The following is a 17396-nucleotide window of genomic DNA, read 5'->3' as shown; positions in this document are numbered from 1 at the left end:
ACGATCGACCGGTGAGCGAGCCCGGCGAGCGGCAAGAGTCTGGTACCGGACATCCGTTTGCTCGTTTCGACAGGGTGGTGGCGGAGTTGCTGTGGGAGGGCAGGCCGGTTGCACTCGTCGCGATGCTTGCGGGGGAGTCGTTCGCGTCGACAGGTCATCTGTGGTGGAAGCGGTATGAACCGCCCCGTCCCTATCTGGAGTGGGCGCTCACCAGGACGGACGATGCGTCCCCGTTTCCGGAGTTCGACGACGGCTTGGACTTTGAAGCTGAGTTGTTCGACGAACTCTCGCGAGGGGTCTTTCGGTACGTCGGAGTCGACTACCCGCTCCGCTGGTTGGCGCAGGACGCCGTAGATGAGCTGTGGGAAGAGTTTGGATGCTGAATGGTGCTGACTTGGAGGAATCGTCTTGATCTCGACCTTCTTCGAGTTCGTGGCCGACAGGGTGCTGGACAAGTTCACGCGGCACCCGGATGCGAAGGCAGTTCGATCGGCGTACGCGCACGCTTTGAGCCGGGCGCCGGAGTTGCGGGTTGCATCGTTCGGGGACGCGCTTGTGGCCGCGGGTGTCGAGCTCGATGTCGACATCGAGGTTCACCTGCAGCAGTGCCTGGAGGATGGAGTCCCTACTCGTCGCGCCTGTGCCGTTCTCGAGTAGGAGCGATCTCATGACGACAGGACTGATCCTTCTCGTGCTCGGTTGCATCGTTTTCGCGATTTCCAAGGTCCGAGATCTCGAGCCGGGGCTTCGAAGCGTCGGCGTCGTCGCCTTTGTCATGGGTGCCGTCGTTGTCTTGCTGAATCTGCTCGATTGACGAGTGGAAAGAGATGCGCGGCGTGGCTGCAGTCGACTGCACGGAACTGCTCAGCGGCTGGGTTGGGCTGACGATTAGGCTGACGCGTACGAACTTCAGATCGGTGCACCCCCAGGGGGCACGCTTCGGGTGTAACGGGAGCTAACCGAAAAGAACGACCCTTGGAATTGCAGTCAGGATGAGGATTTCGCTGCAATGCCAAGGAGTGTCCCTCCGGTTCAAGTCCCCCCTCGGACACAGAAGAGGCAGATGGCTCTGACCAGCGGAAACGCGGTCAGGGCCATTTATTGTTTCAGGCGCGGAACGCCATGGGGGCGCGCTATTTGCTGAGATTGCAGTCTTTTCGCGATCCGGTGGGGGACCGGCCGTGCTGAACGACTCCTGGCGGCGTAAGGCGGCGAGCGGGAAGTGCATGCTGGCCTCGTGTCCGACGTGCAACCAACTCGGCCCGCATCGGTCACGGGGGATGAGAACACCCGCCGCGTTCGTCACCTACGCTGTCTCGCAGTCGGCCACCGAACCTGAGAGGGATGAATGAGAGTGACTTCCAACGCTCTCGTTGCCCCGCCCACCCTCACGGGCCGGGCAGACGCCAAGTACTCTCGCGCTGGCTGGACCAGTCGGTGGGGGCGGCACAACAGTGAATGAGGGATTTCGAGTAGGCCACGACTCGGGTTGGCGCTGGCGGTTCTTTCCTGCCCAGGCTCTGCTCATGTTTGTTCCCTTCGCGGTGCTGGTTGTGTGGGCAGTGCTGGAGGGACGTCGTCTCGAATGGCATGAGCTGGTGCTCGCGTTCGTTGTGCTCCAGTTTGCGGGTTTCGCGGCCGCCGCCGTTGTGGTTCTGATGAATGGTTTTCGGCACGACGTCGTCTATGTGATCTCTGAGAAGGTGATCGCGTGTGAGGTCAATGGCCAGGTCGGTGGATCCGTCCACCGTGCGGTCGTGGAGCATTGATGAGCGGCTGCATCGTTGGGTTGATCATCTGCTCATCTGGGGGGAACGGATCGCGTTTCGCAGTGATGGAATTCAGTTGCGTCTGTGGTGTGCTGCTGATGTGGGTGTGACCGAGACCAGATTCGCGCCGTTGATCGTGTTCGATCGTGACAGGTACGCAGCGCTACTGGCAGCGATCGAGGCCGCGACGGGTATGCCGCCTACCTGAAACGAGTTGCGTCAGGGGTCTCATGGCATCCGAGCACGTGTTCGGGGAGGGGCGAGACTGGTGATCTGGGCCTAGAGCCCACCGCGTGGGTGGAAGAGTCCTCGAACGCCGCCGGTGGCACCTTAGGCGTTCAAGGTGCGTGGCTGGAAGGTCGGGCGAAATGAGCGTCAGCGAGGCGCATCCCTCGCAACTGGGACGACAGGCGTGAGCATCGGCTACCGGTTCAGGCGTTCGTAGAGCTCGCGCGGGCAGACCAGCACGTGGGGCGTGGCGCCGAGGTGTCCCGTTCCTGCACCGCGCACGCTCACCGCGACCAGGTCGGTGCCGGAGTTGAGTAGGCCGGCGGGGCGTTTCGCCTGACCTTTGGGCACGTATCCGGCGGCGCGTTGCCCCTTCTCGGTGTGCACACCGCACTACGTGTCATCCACCCGAGTCATGAGCCCGGCTACTGCCGCACGGGCCGCGATGGCCGCGATGATGAGGATGATCGTTTGCGTAACCGACAGTGCCGCAATCGAGACACCAACTCCTAGGTTCGGATGCACTTCGCATTCGAAACCTCGAGCCACATCACCCCACATACACTCAAACGCTATGAGCAGGCCGCGATCGATGGTGGAAGCAGAAGGAGTGCATCCGCGCATCTTGGTGCGTGAAGTGAGCTTCGCGGATCGTCTCAGAGTGACGGCAAGCCGGGCGAGCTCACTAGGGAGGAGGTAGCTATGTCCACCCCTCTGAATGATCTTTTCGATGCTGAGCGAGCTCAGTACCCGGTCCGGATCGACCGTGAGGAAGATTGGTACCCAGATACGCTTCTCGGATATGTGGTGAGCGTCTCTGAGCAGTGGTTTGCTGTCCAGGAGCTGAACGAAGCCGTCTTCTTCGATGCATATCAGGTCGCGAGGACCCCAGATGTGACGTCCGTGGAGGATGATCGCGAAGCAGGCTATATCGAACGAGCTGTGGCTGCTATGGGTCGGCCACAGGTGGACTTCAGACTTCCTCGGCAACCGTCGACCGCCGACGTGTTGCAGGCTGCGGCTGACCATTCGGAGTTGTTCGTCGTCTACTTCGAAAGCGAATGGGACCAGCCGACGATTGTCGGAAAGCTCCTGACCCTGAGAGAACATGATTTCTCGATGCAGATCATCAATCCACGGGGGGTCTGGGTAGAAGAACCCACAGTTTGGAACTACGACAGCGTGACCCGGATCCGGTGCGGCGGGCGTTATGAAGCGGCACTCGCGCAGTTCGGGGAGAGTCGTCCTGAGCCGTGACGAGCAGAGCGGGCGGGAGAGCGTCGGTGATTCAGTCGACGGCGTCGTCGCCACTGGCGGCGAAACGGTAGATTCGCACTACCGTGACGATCTCTGTCGTCCAGCGACTGGGGCGGCCGTGGAAGCTGTGTCGGACAAGCTCTAAAGGGTGGGAGCCCGAAGCTCGACTGGGTTCGATTTCGCTCGGGTCTAGTTCGCGGGTTCGACGATCTGCTGCACGATTCGGTGAAGTCTTGGCCTGTGTTGCGCCGCCGAAGATGCTGGTTGATTGGCCGTCGACGTCTGGCAAGGGCGGCCTAGACGTCGCGGCAGCGCACCGGCCTATTCGGCCCGCAGGGAGCGTTGCGCAACGACTAGGCTTGGCTGGACGAACTGAAGTTGGGTGCACCCCCAAGGGGCACGCTTCGGGTGCAACGGGACGGAACCGGACAGGACGACCACTGCAATTCCAGGGCATATTGGAATTTAACTGGAATGCCAGCGAGTGGTCCTCTGGTTCAAGTCCCCCCTCGGACACAGATTGACCAGATGGCTCTGACCAGCGGAAACGCGGTCAGGGCCACGTGTTGTTTCAGACGCGGAACGCCATGGGGGCACCTGATTCGTTGGAATTGCAGCTGTTTCGTGATCCGGTGGGGGACCAGTGGTTCGGGACGAATTCTGGCGGCAGACCTCGGAGCGGTTTGGGCGCCTCAGGTAGCCGGCACATGCGTTCGATTCCCGTGGTCCCACCTTCTGGGTGGCACGTTCGCCTCGGGCTGGCCGGTGGGGGACCGCGGGGGACCGCATCGCGCATAACGGGGTCCAATTGAGCCAAGGTGAAGCTCCGTTCTGAGGGCTGATTTGTGACGCGGATAGCCACAACTCCGCGCACGCGGTATCGCCGAAACTGTCACCAGCTCGTGCAGCAGTCCACGACTTAGGGCCGCATGCGTGTTGCGTCGCGTTGGGACAATCCATTCGGTCGTGTCGAAACCAGCGACTTAACGTCAGGGCGTGGTCAAACACGTGAGGTCCAGACTCGGCCATGCATTCGGTGCGAGACTGCGACGCATGGCTGATTGGGTTTATCCGGTGAATGAGTCCTCCGAAGCGTGGGATGGGTCACCGTTCGGTGAGTACTTCGGGAAGATCGACACGGACACGTGGACCCTGGCTTCGGGCTACCGTCAGATTGCTGTGGGAGACCGACTTTGGGTATACGGCTCATCGCCCTACGGGCGCGTGATCGCGGTCGGATTGATCGTGCGGCCCTGGGCTGAAGTGATCGCCGGCGTGGTCCAGCACCGCGTCGACATCGAGTGGGACCGAGAGACGAGTCGCCAGCTCATCAGCGCGGGGCCGAGCGATGACCTGGATCGGGCGCCGCGTGGCGTGCGACGGTTGCATGATGCGGAGTTGCGGCGCCTCGAAAGTTGGGTACGCGCGAACGACAACCCTCTCCCTTCGCTTTCGGCAGCGCGTAGACGACGTCTCGTTGAGGTGGTCGTCCGTCAGGGGCAGTCGGAGTTTCGCGACAGGCTTCTTGAGGCTTACGGCGGACGATGTGCGATTAGCGGGTGCGACACGACTCACGTGCTTCAGGCGGCCCATATCGCCCCATTTGCTGCCGGCGGGACTAACGATGTCTCGAATGGACTCCCTCTTAGGGCCGACCTCCACCTGCTCTTCGACGCGGACCTGCTGTGGGTCGATTCCAACTATTTGGTCCGAGTCGAATCTGAAGTCACAGAAGCGGGGTACCGGAAGTTTGACGGGGCAAGACTCCGACTTCCGACCCGGATTGCGGACAGACCGAACAAGGACGAACTCAGAATGCGCCGAAAGGGCTTGGTGTAGCCGGTCAGCTGAGTGGGGCGTCGGCAGAGTCCCAAATCGAACTGAGGGGTCCGTGCCTGAGCGGACCCGCGGACACCTTGCGTCCGGATTCCGATGCGGAGCCTTGGGCGAGGCTAGGTATCCAACCAAGACTCGCCCGCTCATCGCGATCGCGAAGAGGTGCGATGGCAGCCACCGAAAAGCCCAGCTTGTCGGCCCAGATCCGCGAGACTAGCTGAGTGCTTACCTTCGTTTTCGGCGCTGGTGCGTCCTACGACAGCGACCCAGCGCGACCACCCGGTCAGGGGACGGTGCCGGCAGAGTTCGACCACCGGCCACCGCTGGCGAGATCGCTGTTCGCTCCGCGGACGCAAGTTGGGAAGTCTGCCGTCGCCGCGTTCCCCAGGGCTGCTCCTCTGCTCATGCGCCTACGCGAAGCGACGGATCGCGGGCGCGACGTTGAGGAGGAACTTGAGCGGTTGCAAGCGGAAGCAACGTCGTACCCCGCTACTTCAACTCAGCTGCTGGCGTTGCGTTCCTATCTCGCGGAACTCATGCGAGAAGTCCCCAGGCGGTGGGCAGAGGAGTGTCAAGGACTGACGAACTATGTGCTCGCCTTGGATGAGGCCGCCAGGTGGCGTGAAGCGGTCGGTTCGAGCGACCCAGTCGCCTGCGTGACGTTCAACTACGACACGCTTCTCGAGGATGCGGTCTCGAAGGTGTATGGCCACCGGATTGACGGAATCGACTCTTACCTTGACCACGATGATGTAAAGGTCCTTAAGCCCCACGGCTCCGTGAATTGGCGACGAGCCGCGCGTGCCGAGTTGACCTCTGTCTACCTTGGGAAAGCTGGTTTGCATCGAGCGATAGATCAGGCTGCGGACCTTGAATGGCTCCCGGATTACGCCTTCCGGGACGACGACAGGTACCAAGACCCTCGGGACCCAAAGACCGTGCTGTTGCCAGCACTCTCAATCCCGGTTCAGCAGAAAATCGACTTTATGATGCCGGTGAGGCACCGCCAGACATTAGCCGAGATCCTCGCACGTACGACGGTCTTGATCGCCGTCGGGTGGCGTGCACGAGAACGCCATTTCCTGAAGCTCGTGCAGGAGCACCTGCCCGCTTCGATTTGCCGCCTGGTGACCGTCGCAGAGAGCGAGGCTGCGGCGAAGGAGACGGTGGACAATCTGTGGCCCACAGGACGCTTCAGCAAGTATGCGATGAGTACCGAGGGGTTCAGCGGCTTCGTGGGTAACTCCCCTTCTGCGAGCCGGGGCGGGTTTGGCGATTCACCGCGCTTGCGCGACGTCCTCTCAGAAGGCTGGGGAGTATGGGTCCACCGTGGTCCCGGTCGCGGACTGGTTGATTCACTGCCGGAGACTTCGACAGTCGGTGCTTCGTATATTGCGTTCGATCCGACAAGCTGAGCTGGAGCCAGGAGGGCGCGAGGTTGTGAGCGGGTGCCAGCATCGGAGCCAGCCGTCGGAAGCGGCCGTGCCAACAGATAGGGCCGAAAGATTCGACGTTCCGGTGAAGGGAAGGACGCCGCGATGAGCCAACTACGGACCCCCGTTCACCCTGGTCAATCAGGTGGCCTCGTTCACTTCACAGGGCGAGCACGCAACACGTACGCTCCGGAGGTCGCCTTCCTCAGCGCGGAGGAGCGTCTAAACAACATCCTCAGCGAACACGCGCTTCGTGGACACGCTGTGCCAGGATCCCCGCGACCCGTGGTCTGTCTGAGCGAAAGCAACAAGAAGGGGCCGCGGCGCTCCTCTCAAGTGCCGGATTCGCCGGTTGGGGACTCGTCCTCAAGCGACAATGGGTCTGGGACAAGGGCGGTGGGCCCGTCTGGTATGTCCGGAACGACAAGTGGGATGCAGTATGCAACTCTTTGACACCAGAACTCCGTGCGTGGCTCGTGAGAACTGAGCCAAGCGCGTCCGACTGGCTGCACGAACATGAGTGGCGAGTACCGTGCGATGACAGGGAACTTGAACTCGAGTCTGACGCGGTGAAGGCGTTGATCGTTTCTGACCCCACTTGGGAGCCCCCGCGAGAAACGGATCATGTCATCGATCCTGGCTCAGGCCGACTGGTGCTCGCTGAGGTGACGCTGGAGTGGACCGTTGGGATCCCCGTTTGGCACTGGGGCGGAAACACTTTTCGAGACTTGGGTCAAGTGACTCGAAGGGAGGAGCCTTGGCCACTTCAGCTGTGAAGGGTTCTTGCGGCAGCAGCTGAACCACCCGAACTCCCTTAGAGCCAGGGCGGCGGATTCAAATCCCGTCATTCAGGCGAAATGGGCGGCGGTGCTAATCAGTCGGCGGCTCGTCGACCGATACGAGTCGCGCGTCGTGACGGGACACCCGTCGAGGTCTGTCCCCAGCCTCGGGCGCGAAGCTTCGAAGTCGGACGTGTAGTCTCCGAGACTGCAAGACCCTCTCGCTCTCGCCAGTGAGGGGGTCTTGCGTCATTCGTGGGGCGCGACTAGGCGTGTGTCCGGCTCAGAGGAACGAAGCACGAGGTCACAGCCACCGATCGGGCCTTCGCACAAGCGCCGCACGGGCTGTCAGTCCGTGCCCGGCTCCCAGGAATCCCGAGCGCGTGCTTCGATCTGACTCATGAGGCCGGCCGCCTCAACGCCGGTGATTTCGGCGACAGCGATGACCAGGGCAAGAGAGACCGGTTCCTTGGTGTCGTTCATCCAGCCGCTGAACTGAGCAGGGAAAACGCCGATGGCGTCGGCAACTCTCTTAGGTGTGACCCGGTGTTCGGCCAGGTGACCTCGCAGCACGGCCGAGGCAGCCGCGTTGACGTGCGCCAATGACATCGCTTTCGGCTCGGTCATGGCCTGAACGTCCCATCCGGATCGGAGTTGGCGAAGAATATCGTGGTCCGTGTTGAACTTGGATCAGCGGCTCGCGCGAAAGTCTGGTGTGGTGCGACGGCATTCGCAATCGCGGCCGAGTAGGCGGGACGAAGCGACGTGGCACGGCGCAACCTCAACTTTGAGGGTCCGCCGTGTCGTCACGAGTGTCTGCAGGGGCGAGCGTTTCGATCCCAATCAACCTATTCAGGTACCCGGGTCCGGTGGGCGTTGCGCGGTCGAACCAGGTGAACGGGTGTCGAGCGTCGAGAATTGCTCGGAGGAGGGGATGGTTGGTCATTGTCGGGACTTCCCACTCGTCCCATCGGCACCGATCATCGAAGCTGTCGCTGACGGCGTCCCAATCGTCATCGGTCCATGCAGATTCAGCGTCGTTCGAAACTGTAGATGGCGGCAAACTGGTGAAGGACTCGTGCTCATCCGTCAGCATTTCTCGGGCTTCGGGGAGTGCTAGCGCCATCAGGAGTTCGTCGAAGTAGCAGCCATCGCGGTCGAACGGAAGGATCCCGTCCTTGAGTTCATTGGCCACCGCGAAGCAGCGTGCTTTGGCCAACTCGACCCACGCTTTGTTCTCGCCGACGAGCATCATCGCTCGGAGGTCGATCCGCTCGAATGGGGTGACCTGGTGCAGGGGCTCAGGTGTGGGATCGCTCAGCCATTCCGCCAAGTACATGTCCCCCCAGAAGTTCAACGTGCCCGCGATCGCGTACGCCTGTCGAGGGGTCAGGTAAGGGTTGTCGGTCCAGGAGGCCGCGAATTCGGACTCGTAGGTCGCAAGCTCCTCCCGGAGTGCGGACTCGCGATCGAGGATCCGCGCGCATGCTGCGGCGGTGCCACTCTTCACCGAGGACGGATCTTCTTCCCACCTCCGCCATGTCGCGAAGCTGATACCAGCTCGAGACGCCGCCTCGGCTTGGGTCAGCCCAAGTTGCTCACGGGATTCCCGTCGTACGTTCATAGAGCAAGAGTATTGCGTACTCAATGATTACTCAATGAGCGTGACGTCCGATCTTCGAACTCACGATGCGCAGGTGGCCCGAACGGCCGTGGAGCGCAAGCCCGCTTCTCCCGTTCTTGGCTGCTTCCTCGGTTGGCCGTCGGCAGGTCCGATCTATGCTGGACAGCACGAACTTCAGATCGGTGCACCCCCAGGGGGCACGCTTCGTGTGTAACGGGACGGAACCGTAGAATACGACCACTGCAATTCCAGGTCTGATCGGGATTTCGTTGGAACGCCAGTGAATGTCCCTCCGGTTCAAGTCCCCCCTCGGACACACATGAGAACCCCTCGCTTCGGAGGGGTTTTCGCTTGTCCGGAGGCGCTGTATGAGTTGGCAGTGCGCCCTCGCGTGGCGCACGCGCTCCGCGTGAATCGGTGGGGGAGCGCGGGGGCCATACCAAGCGGTCCGAGGCCTACTCCGCCGAACTGGCCAAGGATCATCAGCGCTCCGGACAGACGGACGCCGTCCGCTGGGTCTGTCTCGGCCCCGCTCGTAGATGAACGCTCGCGGCAGCCTTCGCTTCGCGCGTCGTCGTCCGTGCCTGCAACGGCGTGATGCACGCTCTCACGAACGCTTTCGTACACAGCCTGAAACGAATGTGGTTAGAGTGACCTGCGACACGCCAGGGTTTCAAGGGGGCAGGCTGTGGACGAGCGACGAGTCAATTGGTGCGGTATGCGACGAGTGTTGCGGTGGTCGCTGGCGCCGATTCTGTTGGTGACGTCGTTCGGGTTCCCGGTGGTGACGGCTGGTCCTGCCGTGGCGAGGCCGTCGGCGCCTGCTCCTGTTGCGCCTGCACCGGCAGTTCGGACGGTCACCACGCCGGGTCCGACGACAGTGTCCGGCAACATCACCGAGGACACCGTCTGGGGACCGCAGGGCTCGCCTTACATTCTGCAGAGCTCAGTCCAGGTCCGCGATGACATCTCTCTCACCATCCTTCCCGGCACGGTTGTCAAGGCTGCCGCGAACACCGAGATCGGCGTCGATGGCCAGCTGCTGGTTGTGGGTGAGCCTGGGAACCGCGTGACGTTCACTTCAATGAAGGACGACTCGGTCGGTGGTGACACGAACGGGGACGGAGCATCGTCGACGCCTTCGGCGGGCGACTGGCTGGGGATCAGGATCCAACCATCCTCTGACGACACGACGATCCCGATGAGCGTTATCGACTACGCCAACATCCGGTACGGAGGAGCAGGGGACATCTCTGCGCTCGGTTGCACCGGACGCGGAGGACTTTCCGCTTCCTACGGCGCCAGGGTGGTGCTCTCCAATTCGAAGGTCACGGACTCTCAAGTCAACTCCGTCAGCGTCAGCAGTTCTAGAGATCGCCAATACGTTGGTCTGTTCAACAACGAGTTCTCGGGGGGTGAGTGCGGCGTCTCGATCATTTCCGCGACCGGGGATGTCGTCGGCAACAAGATCAGCAGTGACTTCAGCAACGTCGGCGTTGGAGTTCTTGGATCGCAGGACGTGCGGTTCTGGTTCAACGAGATCGAGTCCGACTTCTATGCGAACGCCTCGCCTGCTCCGACACGTTCGGAGGTCGATTTTCGATACAACACCTTGACGGGCACGCGGGCCATCTTTGGCGCTGGCAGTCAGCAGCTCATGGACTATTCCCTGAATTGGTGGGGACGCGACTTCACCTCAGAGCCGTTTCCAACCGATTGTCTGACTCTGGCTGAGGCAAGCGGCCATTCTCCGCCGTTGACTACCGTCTTTGACCTCACCTGTCCTCCGGAGCGTCGGTACCGTCCGACGGGCTTTGGGGCCGAGGTCTTGCCCGCTCTGACGGAGAATCCCGGCGAGATGCCATTGGCTCTCGCCGAGAGTCAGGTTCCGACGTTCGGTCCTGTCGACACGTTGAACGGGAAGGTGCAGTACAGCGCCACCGACATGGTGGTCCAGGACGCCGGCAAGCAGATCGAGGTGTCGCGCACGTTCGATCCGGACCTGACGAGCGGCGATCTCGGCGAGGCGTGGCGGTCGTCGTATTCGGAGGAGACGTCCCAGGGCCTGGGGCCGATGATGTTGACGCTTGCCGACGGGGCCTCAGTCCCGTTCCCGACCGACTTGAACTCGACCCAGACTCCCACGCGGGGCGTGACGGCATCTGGCTCGTCCTTGAACGGGATCTCGACGGTCACCACTCCCGATCGCACCACGATGACGTTCGACGGAGCCGGGGGGATGACGTCGATGTCGCTGGGTGACTCCGAGCATCGGTTGGACATCGACCGCAGTGGCGGCAAGGTCGCGAAGATCACCGGCGTATCGGGTCGGTTCGTCGACTATGACCGTTCGGACGGCAAGCTCCGTGAAGTCAGTGACAGCCAGGGCCGTTCGGTGACGTACGGATACGACGGTGACGGACGGCTCGACCAGGTCACCGGGGTCGACGGGAAGACCACGCAGTATGAGTACGCGGGATCGAAGCTGCGGAAGGTCACGACCGCTGCGGGGGTCGTCGAGCTGGAAGTCGGCTACGACGGGCAGGACCGGGTCGCGTGGGTCAAGGAGCAAGGCTCGGGCCGGGCTGACATCACCTACAACTCCGACGCGACACGCACGATCACTCTGGCGACGGGCACGACGATCCGTCAGAAGGTCGACGATGCGGGACGTCTGGTCTCTGAGCGGACCGGCGATCGTTCAAGCCGTCACGTGGTCTACGACGGCGAGGGCCGCGTGGTCTCGGAGATCACCGGTATCCCGACTGAGCCGACGCTCGGGTACGGGCCGGTTTCGTCGGCGACGATCTTCGACAAGCGTGGCAATCCGCGGATCCAGGTCGACGGAATGGGACGGGGCACGACGACCCGGTTCAACAGCGACCATCTGCCGACAAAGGTCGTCGACTCGTTCGCCAACGCCACGACCTATGAGTACGACTCGAACCAGCGACTCACCTCGATGGTCGACTCGCGGGGCGAGTGGGAGTTCGAGAACAACGGGCGGGGTCAGCGCACCAAGACGATCGACCCGGCGGGGCGCGAGGTCACGGCCACCTACAACTCCAAGGGCGATCGGATCTCCGACACCAACGAGTACGGCGGCGTCACGACGTACGACGTCGATGCGCGCGGCCAGGTGACGAGTTCGACCGACTCGTTGAACCGTCAGACCTCGTTCGAGTACACGTCGTGGGGTCAGCTGAAGCGGTATGAGCTGCCTCGCGGTGGCGCGTACGCCGCGACGTTCGACGACGACCGGCGCGTGACGGCCGTCTCGGAGCCCCGAGGCGGATCCACCCTCTACGGCTACGACCCCGCCGGCCGGCTGGCCACGATCACCGATGCGGCGGGGGAGCAGACGACGCTGTCCTATGACGCCAGCGGTCGACTGGAGCGCGTCGAAGATCCCCGTGGCGCGGAGACAACTCAGGAGTACACCGCCGATGGCCTGGTCGCCTCGACCACGAACGCCGAGGGGGAGACCACGATCAACGCCTATGACCCTGCGGGGCGGCTGCTGCGGGTGACTGACCCGCTGGGACGGACGACGCAGACGGTCTTCGACCGCTCCGGCAAGCAGGTCAAGGTGATGACACCGGACGGCGCCACCCGCACCACCAGTTATGACGCGAACGGCTACCCGGCCAAGACGATCGCTGGCGACGGCGGCGAGTGGACCTCGGTCTACGACCCGACCGGCAACATCACCAAGCTGACCGACCCGCTCGGCAAGGTCACCTCCTGGACCTATGACGCGGCCGGACGCGTCGCCACCGCGACCGACCCGCGCGGCACCACCACCACGTACGCCTACAGCAACGGCGGCCGCACCCGCACCGCGACCGACCCGCTCGGTCTGGTCGAGTCCGCCACCGTCGACCTCGCAGGCCAAACGACCGAGACGGTCGACGCCCGCGGGCACGAGACCACCGTCGTCTACAACGCCGACGGGCTGATCGCGTCGCAGACCGCGCCTGGAAACGTCACCAGCGGCTACGGCTACGACCTGGCCGGCAACCGCACCAGCCAGACCAATCCCGCCGGCGGCATCACCACCGCCACCTACGACCCACTCGGCCGGATCGCCACCAAGACGCACCCCGACGGCAGCGACGAGGAATTCACCTACGATCCCGTCGGCAACCTGACCCGACACACCGACAGGCGCGGCAACGACTGGACCTACGAGTTCGACGACGCGAACCGGGTCGTCACCGCGACCAACCCCCTCGACGCCGCCACCACCTACCAGTACGACGACGCCGGGCAGCAGACCCGCGTCACCGACCCCTCGGGCGTGTGGACCGAGACCGCCTACGACCCCGTGGGACGACCGGCCGTGGTCACCGACGCCACCGAGGCCAGCACCGTCTACATCTACGACCACGAAGGACGCACCACCAAGGTCACCGACCCTTCGGGTGTCGCAGTGACGACCACATTCAACAAGCGCGGCGAGCCCACCCGGCTGGAAAACGCCGGCGCTTCGCTGGCTCAAACGTTCACCTACGACAACTCCGGGAACCGCCTCACCCAGACACGCAGCGCCCAAACCTACACCTGGACCTACGACGCGCGTGGGCGCGTCGCCTCCAGCACCGACGCCCGCGGCAACACCACCACCCACACTCACGACCTGGCCGGCAACCGCACGTCCGCGCAATACCCGGACGGAAACGTTGACTCTTGGTCCTACGACGCGGCTGGTCGGCTCAAGTTCGCCGCCCGCGGTCCCGCCATCGATAGCCGCTACGAATACGACGCCGCTGGGAACGTGACCGAGATCGAGTTGCCGGGAGGTGGAGCCTTCGATTTCGAGTACGACAACCAGGGACGGATGACGAGTCAGACCGACCCTGAAGGTCTGCGGACCGAGTACGACTGGAACCCCGCCGGGCAGCTGGTCGCCACCGCGAAGCCGTCGGGCCTCACCATCTCCTCGACCTTCGACGCCGCTGGGCGGGAGACCGAGCGCTCCGCCGGGACCATGACGCGCGAGTTCGCCTACGACCCGGCCGGCCGAATGACCGAGGCCAGCGACAGCACTCGCACCCTCACCTTCGGCTACGACGCCCGCGGTCTGCTGGACAAATACACCGACGAGGCCGGCACCACCGCCTACACCCGCAACAGCGCCGGCCGCCTCACAGGCGTCACGGCCGCGACGGGAGCGAGCACGACCTTCGGCTACAACAACCAAGGCCTGATGTCGACGATGCGTGGCACGGTCAACCTGAACTTCGGATACAACGGGTACGGCCAACTGACCTCCCGGTCGAACGTGTCGCCGACCAGGAACGCCGCCACGTCATACGCCTACGACCTCGATGGCAACACCACGAGCCTGACCTTCGCGAGCCGGCTCTCCTACACGGCCAGCTACGACCAGATGGGGCGGGCCACCACCGTCACCAAAGACCTCACCGGCGTCACCAACCCCCTCGAGGGCACCAACACCTACAGCTACGACGACACTGGCCGGTTGGAGAGCTGGGAGCTGAACGACGGCACCACGACCACGTCCACCACCTACGACTGGGATCCGGACTCCAACCGGATCAGCGAGACAAGCGGCACCGACCCGCCCATTACCTCCACCTTCGACGATGCCGGGCGTCGCGTCGCCGACAGCGATGGAACCACCTATGACTACGACGATGACGGCAATCTCGTCGGGATCGATCGCGCCACCGGCGACGACCTCACGCTGACCTACAACGCCTTCGGGGAACTCTCCGGGGCCACATCCGGGAGCACGAACGTCGACTACGAACTCGACCCGCTCGGACGCACCGCTTCGCGCGACGACGGAACCACCAGCACCGACTTCGGATACGACGCCGTCAGCGGTGAGCTCGCCTCCGCCAAGACCGGCACCACCGTCACCGAACTGCTGCGCGACGCCAGCGGCCAGGCCATCACCGCCAAGACCGGCACCACCTTGAACCACCTGGGGCTGGACCTGCACGGCGACGTGGCCGCGTCCACCACGAACACGGTGGCCACATTGGGCTCGTCCGCGATCTACGACCCGTTCGGCACCGCCACCACCACCGGCACGGCCGTCTCGCCGCTCGGCTACCAAGGCGACCGGACCGACCCGACAACCGGACTCGTCGACATGGGCGCCCGCAACTACCTGCCGGAGACCGGCGCGTTCACCAGCCCCGACACCGTCATCGGTGACCTCACCTCGGCAGTCACCCTCAATCGCTACACCTACGCGTGGGGCGACCCCATCAACATGTTCGACCCCGACGGGCACTGGCCCTCATGGTCCAGCGCCAAGAACGCCGTCTCGGGCGCCATCAACGCCGCCAAGAACGTCGTCAAGAGCGCCATCAACTGGGTCGCTGACAACGTCATCAAGCCCGCGGCGAACGCGGTCAGGTCGGCCGGCAACTGGGTCGCCAACACCACCCGCTCAGCCGCCAGCCGCGTTGCATCCGCTGTCGCACAAGCTCGGACCGTGTCGATCAAGGCCACCAAGGCGGCCAAGGCCGAGATCCAGAAGATCTCCCGGCAAGTCACGGCGGCCGCCGCCCGCATGGACACTGCCGTGGCCTCGGGCGGGCCCGCGGCCTCTTTCACCAACAGCATCGCCAGAGCCGTTAGCCGAATCGACACCTCCAGCGCACACACCGCCCTCGCCCTCGCCGGACTCATCCCCGTTGTCGGCGAGTTCGCCGACGGCGCCGACGCAATCCTCTATCTCATCGAGGGTGACACCGGCAACGCCCTGCTCTCCGCGGCAGCCATGCTTCCCGTTGGCGGGCACGCAGCCGGGCTTGCCAAGCTCGGGCGATTGGGGGATGGGATCAGCCCGACTTTGTCGAAGGCGGGGGGCGCGGGTGGCGCTTGGCCGACTATTGGCTTGAAGCAGGGTGGGGCCGTGGCCCAGAGCCATCCTCTTTCGTGCGTCTCGGCTTGTGGAGAGATGCTTGGAGGCGTGTCCCAAACTGTCCTCGTTGCGAAGATTGGTGCGCCTGCTGATGCGAAGGCGCTAGCCGGGGTAATGCCTGGGAAGTGGCATGGCGGCTACGTCGGGCCGGAGGCACTCCCTGCGTTGATGGAGCGCGGGCCGTGGGCAGCACAGATGCGTGGTGATGGCATCGATCACATGGTTGTCGTATCCGGGAAGGACGAGTTGGGAAACATGATGATTCGCGACCCATGGGGAGGCGGGACTACGTACGGCATGACACCGGCAGACTTCAGTGAGTACTGGTCCGGGATAGCGGTGTTCAAATGAAGGCCCACGTCAGTGCGATCAGAGCGGCGAGCGGTGGGCGCTACGCAGTTGATGTCATCGGACCTGCAGGCATTACAACCTACGACTTCGAAGTGGTCAGTCACCCCATCCCGGTAGCGATTTGGAGTGACGCCTTCGAGGACGAGATTGGCACGCTCACCCGGCCTGGTCAGCAGATCGCCGCCGCAGTCCTCGACTTTCACAAACTGGTCCAGGTGGACGTTCCGGTCAGAGACTCTCCTACGAAATGACTGATCGTACTTCTTCTCGTGGCGATTTCAGGAGGAAGCGCGCCTAGGAGTTAAACGCGGACATACGACGGAACTTGGTACTAGGTTTGGCTCCTTGACGGACGTGAGAACTGGGGATCGTGGCAGCAATGACCGACGTGGGTGTGCTCGGCGGTCGCAACGAAGTAGTCGAGAGTCTCGACGCGCTTCTCGCCGAACTCGCGAGGGGTGTTGACTGGGAGAGCGCTACGCGTTGAGGGCTTCTTGGAAGTCTTTGACGCTCTTCTCGGATCGATCGAGAACGCCTCCAGCGACACGGACGTCCGCTCCCATCTCTCCTTGGACGCTAGTGGCACAGGCCTTGGAGGGCATCGCCAGCCGCCTGGAAGCCAGCACCGACGCCGACGCTGGGTCGTAGAAGTTGAGTTTGGTACAACGCATAGGGACCACACTTTACGTGCAACGGGACGCAAGCTCGGATAACCGACCTCTAGAATCCAGGGAGGAATCGAGAATCGCTGGAATGCCAAGGAGCGAATCGCCCCGGCCTTGGTGGAGGCTCGGCTCGGTTCCTCGGTTCCTCGGTTCCGGTTCCTTCCGGGTCGGGATTTCAACGTAGCGCGTGACGTCTTGGGTAGACGAGTGATTCGCTTCGAACTCGGCGGGTGGGACCTTCCGGGTCACCTATCCGGCGCTCGTGCTCGAATGCGATGGCCGTTTTGTGGCCCGATTGGCGCAGGATCTGTCGCAGTCAATCGGGTATCGTCGGAAGTGACCCGAGGGGTTCATCCCTACCATTGGAGGGAGTTCCACAGTTCTCGGTACCTAGCGTCCCGGCTCGTATGGAGCTCGGCTTCGACAGGCGGTCGCAGGTTCAAAATGGTGCCAGCCCGATTGTTTTTCATTTTGCCCGGCCGATTCCCGCGTTGAGGGTCGGCTATGGCTCTCCTGTGGCGTCAAGACGGGAATGTAGGTGCCGAACTCA

At 63.2% G+C, this 17396-nt stretch carries 12 protein-coding genes; 10 read left to right on the top strand and 2 right to left on the bottom strand.

What is annotated here, in order from left to right:
• The first annotated feature begins 11 nt into the window (after positions 1-11).
• The 8 genes from ACK99Q_RS13545 to ACK99Q_RS13510 all read left to right on the top strand — a co-directional run bounded on the left by ACK99Q_RS13545 (position 12) and on the right by ACK99Q_RS13510 (position 6505).
• A complete protein-coding gene (locus tag ACK99Q_RS13545) occupies positions 12-383 on the top strand; it encodes a hypothetical protein (protein ID WP_410186644.1) in 372 nt (123 codons plus the stop codon).
• Between the two features lie 25 nt (positions 384-408).
• Entirely contained in the window at positions 409-657 is a 249-nt protein-coding gene (locus ACK99Q_RS13540; protein ID WP_410186643.1) for a hypothetical protein, read from the top strand.
• Positions 658-667: 10 nt separating this feature from the next.
• Positions 668-814 carry a hypothetical protein gene (locus ACK99Q_RS13535; protein WP_410186642.1) on the top strand — a complete coding sequence of 49 codons (147 nt, stop codon included), beginning with the start codon at positions 668-670 and terminating at the stop codon, positions 812-814.
• A 712-nt stretch (positions 815-1526) separates the two neighbouring features.
• Positions 1527-1769, top strand: coding sequence for a hypothetical protein (locus ACK99Q_RS13530; protein WP_410186641.1), 243 nt, complete (start codon positions 1527-1529; stop codon positions 1767-1769).
• Positions 1735-1977 carry a hypothetical protein gene (locus ACK99Q_RS13525; protein ID WP_410186640.1) on the top strand — a complete coding sequence of 81 codons (243 nt, stop codon included), beginning with the start codon at positions 1735-1737 and terminating at the stop codon, positions 1975-1977. Before ACK99Q_RS13530 ends, ACK99Q_RS13525 begins: the two co-directional genes overlap by 35 nt.
• Before the next feature lie 722 nt (positions 1978-2699).
• On the top strand, positions 2700-3254 hold the full coding sequence (locus tag ACK99Q_RS13520) for a hypothetical protein (RefSeq protein ID WP_410186639.1): 555 nt from the start codon (positions 2700-2702) through the stop codon (positions 3252-3254).
• Positions 3255-4307: 1053 nt separating this feature from the next.
• Positions 4308-5093 carry an HNH endonuclease gene (locus ACK99Q_RS13515; protein WP_410186638.1) on the top strand — a complete coding sequence of 262 codons (786 nt, stop codon included), beginning with the start codon at positions 4308-4310 and terminating at the stop codon, positions 5091-5093.
• Between the two features lie 401 nt (positions 5094-5494).
• Positions 5495-6505, top strand: a complete 1011-nt coding sequence (locus ACK99Q_RS13510) for a hypothetical protein (protein ID WP_410186637.1) — start codon at positions 5495-5497, stop codon at positions 6503-6505.
• A 1145-nt stretch (positions 6506-7650) separates the two neighbouring features.
• Here ACK99Q_RS13510 and ACK99Q_RS13505 read toward each other — a convergent pair.
• The gene (locus tag ACK99Q_RS13505) at positions 7651-7929 is read right to left on the bottom strand and encodes a hypothetical protein (RefSeq protein WP_410186636.1); all 279 of its coding nucleotides are present in this window, start codon (positions 7927-7929) and stop codon (positions 7651-7653) included.
• Positions 7930-8083: 154 nt separating this feature from the next.
• A complete protein-coding gene (locus tag ACK99Q_RS13500) occupies positions 8084-8926 on the bottom strand; it encodes a helix-turn-helix domain-containing protein (RefSeq protein ID WP_410186635.1) in 843 nt (280 codons plus the stop codon).
• Positions 8927-9806: 880 nt separating this feature from the next.
• Between ACK99Q_RS13500 and ACK99Q_RS13495 the strand changes: the two genes are divergently transcribed.
• Both ACK99Q_RS13495 and ACK99Q_RS13490 read left to right on the top strand, forming a co-directional pair.
• Positions 9807-16181: an RHS repeat-associated core domain-containing protein gene (locus ACK99Q_RS13495; protein ID WP_410186634.1), complete on the top strand. Its 6375-nt coding sequence runs from the start codon at positions 9807-9809 to the stop codon at positions 16179-16181.
• The gene (locus tag ACK99Q_RS13490) at positions 16178-16432 is read left to right on the top strand and encodes a hypothetical protein (RefSeq protein ID WP_410186633.1); all 255 of its coding nucleotides are present in this window, start codon (positions 16178-16180) and stop codon (positions 16430-16432) included. Before ACK99Q_RS13495 ends, ACK99Q_RS13490 begins: the two co-directional genes overlap by 4 nt.
• Positions 16433-17396: the final 964 nt, after the last annotated feature.

Source organism: Aeromicrobium sp. MLTX1 (genome assembly GCF_046452335.1).
Lineage (GTDB): Bacteria > Actinomycetota > Actinomycetes > Propionibacteriales > Nocardioidaceae > Aeromicrobium.
The sequence above is the reverse complement of the archived record's forward strand: the minus strand, read 5'-3'. Positions and strand labels throughout refer to the sequence as shown.

Bases quoted from the DNA above. Each gene is read 5' to 3' on its own strand.
- ACK99Q_RS13535 (WP_410186642.1), top strand. From the start codon at position 668: ATGACGACAGGACTGATCCTTCTCGTGCTCGGTTGCATCGTTTTCGCG.
- ACK99Q_RS13530 (WP_410186641.1), top strand. From the start codon at position 1,527: ATGTTTGTTCCCTTCGCGGTGCTGGTTGTGTGGGCAGTGCTGGAGGGA.
- ACK99Q_RS13520 (WP_410186639.1), top strand. From the start codon at position 2,700: ATGTCCACCCCTCTGAATGATCTTTTCGATGCTGAGCGAGCTCAGTAC.
- ACK99Q_RS13515 (WP_410186638.1), top strand. From the start codon at position 4,308: ATGGCTGATTGGGTTTATCCGGTGAATGAGTCCTCCGAAGCGTGGGAT.
- ACK99Q_RS13510 (WP_410186637.1), top strand. From the start codon at position 5,495: ATGCGCCTACGCGAAGCGACGGATCGCGGGCGCGACGTTGAGGAGGAA.
- ACK99Q_RS13505 (WP_410186636.1), bottom strand. From the start codon at position 7,929: ATGACCGAGCCGAAAGCGATGTCATTGGCGCACGTCAACGCGGCTGCC.
- ACK99Q_RS13500 (WP_410186635.1), bottom strand. From the start codon at position 8,926: ATGAACGTACGACGGGAATCCCGTGAGCAACTTGGGCTGACCCAAGCC.
- ACK99Q_RS13490 (WP_410186633.1), top strand. From the start codon at position 16,178: ATGAAGGCCCACGTCAGTGCGATCAGAGCGGCGAGCGGTGGGCGCTAC.